The sequence below is a fragment of the Photobacterium sp. S4TG1 genome, assembly GCF_036040035.1.
GTDB lineage: Bacteria > Pseudomonadota > Gammaproteobacteria > Enterobacterales > Vibrionaceae > Photobacterium.
Genome location: NZ_JAYXUH010000021.1, coordinates 68,803 through 75,856 on the forward strand (window position 1 = coordinate 68,803; position 7,054 = coordinate 75,856).

Sequence of the window (7,054 nt, forward strand, 5' to 3'; positions counted from 1 at the left end):
CGACTATTTAGCGTATCTATATAATACGTCGATAGAAACCCAGCCATTGTGCTGGGTTTTTTTATGGGCTCAATTTAAGTTGTAATGGTATTTATAGACGCTAATTTAATTGACAAATTTACCGCGTTTTCTGCTTTAATATGCCAAGTAAATAGCTAACGTTATATTTATTGGTCATTGAATTGAGTCCTCACGTTTAGTAGGTAGGCGTATTTGTAATGAAAGAACACGTGTCGTTTATACGTTGGATTGGGAATATTATTCGACGGTTTACTAAGTGGCTTTACACTCTGCGCCATATTTTTGTGGCTTTGTTTGTTTTAGGTAATAGTGGGCTTATTTTTCATACGATTTACGGATTGCCGATTGATTTATTGACGTTGTTTAATGTTCGTGATTATGAACAGATAAATGCGAGCTTTTTGATCAATGCGCCTTACTTTATGTTGGGTGTTTTTATCGTTATGAGTTCGATAGGTCTTTTTTTTAGAGCTCGAATATCATGGATGATCAGTTTTACTTTAATGCTGATCAATATTTTTTATACAAATCATATTCATCCACAGCAAACGCATAATATTCATTACGGTATTGCCTCATTAATTTTATTGTTTATGGTGCGCAAATATTTTTCTAAAAGCAGTGTTGCCGCAGGTAGTATCTTTGCGTTAATCAGTGTGATCACGCTTTTATTAACATCGACCTATGGCGCATTGTATTTTGGCGATGGGTTTAATCCCAAGATCACCAGTTTATTGACTGCGTTTTATTATGCGATAGAAACCATGTCTACGGTAGGATATGGCGATATAGTTCCTGTTTCTGAGCCAGCACGATTATTTACTATTTCAGTTATTGTGTCTGGTATTACCGTCTTTGCCACATCGGCAACGTCAGTGTTAGGTCCTGTTGTTCATAGTGGTTTTGAACGACTTGTTAAAGGTAATAGTAAAAAAATGGATCGTACTAATCACTTTATAATTTGTGGCTTATCAAGCCTAGCTGTGAATACCATCAAACAATTAACAGAACGTAAGCAACCTATAACTGTAATTGTTTCGCCTCGAATTCAGCAAGTCGCTAAAGACCAGCTGGAAGGGTTAGATGTGGTTGTTGGCGATTACAGTGACGGCACTATTTTAACTCAAGCTGGAGTGATGAATGCCAAAGCTGTATTGGCATTGAGTGATGACGATGCTGACAATGCATTTATTGTGTTATCGGCGATTGAATTAGCCAGTTCTGCACGAACAGTAGCATTGGTTAATGAAAGTAAGAATATAAATAAAGTGAAAAGTGTTAATCCTGACATTGTGATTTCACCACAGCAGTTTGCAAGTGATATTCTGGCACGAGTATTAAATGGTGAAAGTATCGATAGTGACTCTATCGTGGCATCGCTATTGCATTCAGTACAAGGGCTGTCAGAAAAAGAAATTAATAAATAATATTAATGTATTCGCTTAAAAAAACATCGCTATGATAGCGGAACTATAATGGCGTTAATGCTAAATTTATCGCCATTATCGATGTGAGTTCATATGTTATATGGATAGTTTACATGCGGGTTCAGTGCCAAGACGACGTGTTAATGGGGATTATTTGATACATTTCGTCACATATCATTTCCCGTAATAGCTACCGTTGTTTTACAATAGCCCCCAAAAAATTTATCTTAGTTTTATTATTAGATGGTGATTGTTCATAGTTCCTGTGGTTTGAGGACTGAACGATTATCTAAGAAATTCGCCATGAGGCGTTTTTCTGTCTTTCTATTCCAAGCATTAATTCAGGATTTGCCAATGTACATGAGCACTGATGAGATTCGCCGCGCGTATCTTGCATTTTTCGAGAGCAAAGGCCACCAGATCGTGGAAAGCTCATCTCTTGTACCTGCGAATGACCCAACGTTGTTATTCACTAACGCAGGTATGAACCAGTTTAAAGATACATTTCTAGGTCTTGAAAAGCGTAACTACACACGTGCGACAAGCGCTCAACGTTGTGTACGTGCAGGCGGTAAACACAACGACCTTGAAAATGTAGGCTTTACTGCCCGTCACCATACTTTCTTTGAAATGTTAGGTAACTTCAGTTTTGGCGATTACTTCAAGCATGATGCGATTGGTTATGCGTGGGAATTTTTGACCAAAGAGCTAAAGCTTCCTGAAGATCGTCTTGTTGTTACTATTTATGAAAGTGATGATGAAGCATTTGAAATCTGGAATAAAGAAATTGGTATTCCAGCAGATCGCATCGTACGTATTGGCGACAACAAAGGTGCACCTTTTGCTTCAGATAACTTCTGGCAAATGGGCGATACTGGTCCTTGTGGTCCATGTACTGAAATCTTTTATGATCACGGTGATCATATCTGGGGTGGCCGTCCAGGCACACCAGAGGAAGATGGTGACCGTTTCATTGAGATCTGGAATAACGTATTTATGCAGTTCAACCGTCAAGCTGACGGCACAATGGAACCGCTACCTAAGCCTTCTGTTGATACAGGTATGGGTATTGAGCGTATTGCTGCAATCATGCAGGGTGTACACTCAAACTACGAAATCGATATTTTCCAAACGCTAATTAAAGAAGCGGCAGCAGTTATTGGCTATGACGATCTGTCTAATCAATCACTACGTGTTGTTGCTGACCATATTCGTTCTTGTGCTTTCCTTATTGCTGACGGTGTAATGCCATCAAATGAAGGCCGTGGTTATGTATTGCGCCGTATTATTCGTCGTGCAGTTCGTCACGGTAACAAGCTAGGTGCACAGGGCGTATTCTTCTACAAACTTGTTGGTCCATTAGCTGAAATCATGGGCACTGCGGGTGTTGAGCTTAAAGCACAGCAAGAGCTAGTAGAAAAAGTACTTAAGATTGAAGAAGACAACTTCAGCCGCACACTTGAGCGTGGCCTAACAATTCTAAATGAAGCACTGGATAACATCGACGGTAACGTACTTGATGGTGAAACAGTATTTAAGCTTTACGATACTTATGGTTTCCCAGCTGACTTAACTAACGATGTTGCGCGTGAGCGCGGCTTCTCAATCGATGAAGATGGTTTTGAAACTGCGATGGAAGCTCAACGTCAACGTGCTCGTGATGCGGGTAACTTTGGTGTTGACTACAATGACGCAATCAAAGTTGATGCTGAAACGACGTTCTGTGGTTACAGCGCAACGGATGGTGAAGGTGTTGTTGTAGCACTGTACCGTGACGGTAATGCTGTAGATGCGATCAATGCTGGCGACAATGCATTAGTTGTATTATCAAATACACCATTTTATGCAGAATCAGGCGGTCAATGTGGTGATAGCGGTTTACTAACAGCTGAAGGCGTGGTGTTTAACGTTGCCGATACGCAAAAGTTTGGTGCTGCTACGGGTCATAAAGGCCAATTAGTTGAAGGTTCACTTACTGTTGGTCAATCATTGACTGCAGCTGTTGACTCTGAGCGTCGTCAAGCGATTAGCTTAAACCACTCAGCAACACACTTAATGCATGCTGCATTGCGCACTATTTTGGGTGATCATGTTGCTCAGAAAGGTTCATTAGTAAAAGCGGATAGCCTTCGCTTTGACTTCTCAAACCTAGAAGCCGTTAAACCTGAACAATTACGTGCTGTTGAAAATATGGTTAACGAACAAATTCGTGCTAACCATAGTATTGATACTAACATCATGGACATTGAAGCTGCGAAAGCAAAAGGCGCAATGGCATTGTTTGGTGAGAAGTACGATGACCAAGTTCGTGTGTTAAGCATGGGCGATTTCTCGACTGAGCTTTGTGGTGGTGTTCACGCTAACCGTACTGGTGATATCGGTCTATTTAAGATTTTATCTGAAAGTGGTATCGCCGCAGGTATTCGTCGTATTGAAGCTGTAACAGGTGCTGGCGCAATTGCTGCTATGCACACTGAAGATATGATGCTGGCGAAAACTGCACGTTTAGTGAAGTCTGATGTGGCGTCTGTTGTTAGCAAAGTGGTTGCGTTAGTGTCACACAGCAAACAACTAGAAAAAGAAATTCAACAGTTAAAAGACAAGCTAGCGGCACAAGAAGGCGCTAGCTTGATCAATAAAGCACAAGAAATTAATGGCATTAAAGTATTAATTGCCAAACTTGACGGCGCTGATAACAAAGCATTACGTGGCATGGTTGATGAGTTAAAAAATCAACTAGGTAGCGGTGTGGTGTTATTAGGTAATGTTAGCGAAGGTAAAGTCGGCTTAATTGCTGGTGTTACTAAAGATTTAATTGGCAAAGTAAAAGCTGGTGAGTTAGTTAATTTGGTAGCATTGCAAGTTGGCGGTAAGGGCGGCGGTCGTCCTGACATGGCACAAGCTGGCGGAACTGACGCAGCAGCATTGCCTGCAGCATTAGAGACTGTTGCACCATGGCTAGCTGACAAACTGTAATCACTGGAGAGGTAATGTGGCACTATTAGTGCAGAAATTTGGTGGTACATCAGTTGGTAGTATTGAACGAATAGAAGCCGTTGCTGAGCGAGTAATCAAAGCTCGCCAGTGTGGCCACCAAGTGGTTGTTGTATTGTCTGCAATGGCCGGTGAAACCAATCGGCTATTGGGCTTAGCTAAGCAAATTGATGCTATTCCTACACCGCGAGAGCTAGATGTTTTGCTTGCTGCGGGTGAACAAGTATCAATTGCTTTATTAGCTATGGCGTTGAATAAACGAGGCTATAGTGCGACCTCATTGACGGCGGATCAAGTTGTTATCCATACCGATAGCAACTTTAATAATGCCACTATCCATGAGGTTGAAACCCAGAATATGACCACATTACTAGGCCAAGACAACATTGTTGTCGTGGCCGGTTTCCAAGGGCGTGATGTTGATGGCAATATCACAACCTTGGGACGTGGCGGGTCAGATACCACTGCGGTTGCTATTGCTAGTGCGCTTAATGCAGACGAATGTCAAATTTTTACAGATGTTGACGGAGTGTATTCTACAGATCCAAGAATTGTACCAAGTGCGGCTCGTTTAGACGTTATTCACTTTGATTACATGACTTGCATGGCGCGCCTAGGGGCAAAAGTGCTACAATTACAGTCTGTAGAGTATGCATGCCAACATCGCGTTCCATTGCGGGTTCTTTCTTCATTTGAGGAAGGGCAGGGAACGTTAGTGAATTTTGATGTAATGAGTAATCAAAACATCATTGGTGTTGCGCTCCAAAGGCAGCAGGTTTTAGTTAGCATTACACTACCAGCAACTGTTCTTAATGAGCAGCTGGGTCTATATGGTTTGACAGCTTGGAATTTATCAACTAATTCTAGTGATGACATATCACAAATCGTTATTTCTAATGATGATTTAGCACGTTTAAGACTAGTGTTTGATAGCAAAATGCGCCATATTGGTATGGTCTCTATACTTTCCTTGATTGGAAAGGATATTCAGCAACATTTGGAGCCTATTCAAATGGTGTTACAAGAGGCTGGCATTACAGTGCATACATATCAGGGCGATAAGAAATGTTTATCTTTATTAATTAATGATGATGATCATCTTACAGCTGTTGATTTAATCCATGAAAAATTTGTGGTCGATAACCCGTGTTTCGGTAATCTATCGCATCTTGCTGTTTCTTGAGCCACGGCTATTTACGAAATTGTGAATTTTATTGGATAAAACGTTAAATTCTTATAAGACTGAGATTACTCAAGGAGCACTCGAATGCTAATTTTAACACGTCGTGTAGGTGAAACTCTAATGATCGGTGACGAAGTAACTGTTACTGTTCTAGGTGTTAAAGGAAATCAGGTACGTATTGGTGTTAACGCACCTAAAGAAGTATCTGTTCACCGTGAAGAAATATACATGCGAATTCAAGCAGAAAAAGAAGCTGGTACTCCGAGTACTGGTAACTACTGATTCAAAGAGGGCTAGGATAATTATCCTGGCCTTTTTTGTGCCTGTAGAAAAGTAATACCTTAATAAGTCGTAATTAAATTTAGTCCAAAGACGATGTTTATTGAACTCGTTTTTGAATGTGTTATCTGTCCTATAAAGTGAATATTTTCGTGGCTACGTCGCATTAATTGTCTCATTGCTTACTTAGTGTTCATTCGTGCGGCAAGTATTGGTTTTTATCAATAAAGTGTTTGACTTATTTTGGGCTAACAGTAATATGTGCCTCCACAACATGGTGAGGTGGCCGAGAGGCTGAAGGCGCTCCCCTGCTAAGGGAGTATACGGTTTATCCCGTATCGAGGGTTCGAATCCCTCCTTCACCGCCATTATTTTTTAATGGATATTGTGAACGCTTTCTTATTGATTTAATTATCTTAATTTGGGATAATGCAGCGGTAACAAAGCACAGTGCGCGCGTAGCTCAGCTGGATAGAGTACTTGGCTACGAACCAGGCGGTCGGAGGTTCGAATCCTCCCGCGCGCACCATTATTTAAGCAATGAGTCATATTAGTTTTAGCGACTAGTATCACTTGTTACTTGCACCGAATTGTGTGGTGAGGTGGCCGAGAGGCTGAAGGCGCTCCCCTGCTAAGGGAGTATACGGTTTATCCCGTATCGAGGGTTCGAATCCCTCCTTCACCGCCATTCTTTATTGATGGCAACGATGTTGAAATCAATATGGTGTTTTCTTTAGCAAGAAACACCCAGTGCGCGCGTAGCTCAGCTGGATAGAGTACTTGGCTACGAACCAGGCGGTCGGAGGTTCGAATCCTCCCGCGCGCACCATTATTTAAGCAATAGGTTAATCATATAAATTAACGTGTTACTTATACCTATTTGTGTGGTGAGGTGGCCGAGAGGCTGAAGGCGCTCCCCTGCTAAGGGAGTATACGGTTTATCCCGTATCGAGGGTTCGAATCCCTCCTTCACCGCCATTCTTTGCTTTTGTTAAAAATTACCGCAAGGTAAGATTTGGCGATTGCATAATTCCTTTTATAGCTAAAAGGAATGGTTTCTGGATGTAAATTTTCCAAAAGAAACCCAGTGCGCGCGTAGCTCAGCTGGATAGAGTACTTGGCTACGAACCAGGCGGTCGGAGGTTCGAAT

Annotated in this window: 5 protein-coding genes and 5 tRNA genes; 9 read left to right on the forward strand and 1 reads right to left on the reverse strand. The window is 41.5% G+C overall.

The window, feature by feature from the left end:
* The first annotated feature begins 218 nt into the window (after positions 1-218).
* The 9 genes from kch to VXS03_RS18315 all read left to right on the forward strand — a co-directional run bounded on the left by kch (position 219) and on the right by VXS03_RS18315 (position 6,882).
* Positions 219-1,448: a voltage-gated potassium channel protein gene (gene kch, locus VXS03_RS18275; protein ID WP_327765295.1), complete on the forward strand. Its 1,230-nt coding sequence runs from the start codon at positions 219-221 to the stop codon at positions 1,446-1,448.
* Between the two features lie 354 nt (positions 1,449-1,802).
* On the forward strand, positions 1,803-4,424 hold the full coding sequence (gene alaS, locus VXS03_RS18280; protein WP_327765302.1) for an alanine--tRNA ligase: 2,622 nt from the start codon (positions 1,803-1,805) through the stop codon (positions 4,422-4,424).
* 16 nt (positions 4,425-4,440) lie between these two features.
* Entirely contained in the window at positions 4,441-5,625 is a 1,185-nt protein-coding gene (locus tag VXS03_RS18285; RefSeq protein ID WP_327765296.1) for an aspartate kinase, read from the forward strand.
* Between the two features lie 84 nt (positions 5,626-5,709).
* The gene (gene csrA, locus VXS03_RS18290) at positions 5,710-5,907 is read left to right on the forward strand and encodes a carbon storage regulator CsrA (RefSeq protein ID WP_036793345.1); all 198 of its coding nucleotides are present in this window, start codon (positions 5,710-5,712) and stop codon (positions 5,905-5,907) included.
* A gap of 273 nt (positions 5,908-6,180) precedes the next feature.
* Positions 6,181-6,272: transfer RNA gene (locus VXS03_RS18295), tRNA-Ser, on the forward strand.
* Positions 6,273-6,356: 84 nt separating this feature from the next.
* Positions 6,357-6,433 (forward strand) — tRNA-Arg (locus VXS03_RS18300).
* A 67-nt stretch (positions 6,434-6,500) separates the two neighbouring features.
* A tRNA-Ser gene (locus tag VXS03_RS18305) sits at positions 6,501-6,592 on the forward strand.
* A 64-nt stretch (positions 6,593-6,656) separates the two neighbouring features.
* Positions 6,657-6,733 (forward strand) — tRNA-Arg (locus VXS03_RS18310).
* 57 nt (positions 6,734-6,790) lie between these two features.
* Positions 6,791-6,882 (forward strand) — tRNA-Ser (locus tag VXS03_RS18315).
* Here the strand turns inward: VXS03_RS18315 and VXS03_RS18320 are convergent.
* Positions 6,874-7,054, reverse strand: a 181-nt coding sequence (locus tag VXS03_RS18320; protein ID WP_327765297.1) for a hypothetical protein, incomplete at its 5' end; no start/stop codon positions are given. The two genes, VXS03_RS18315 and VXS03_RS18320, sit on opposite strands and share 9 nt — an antisense overlap.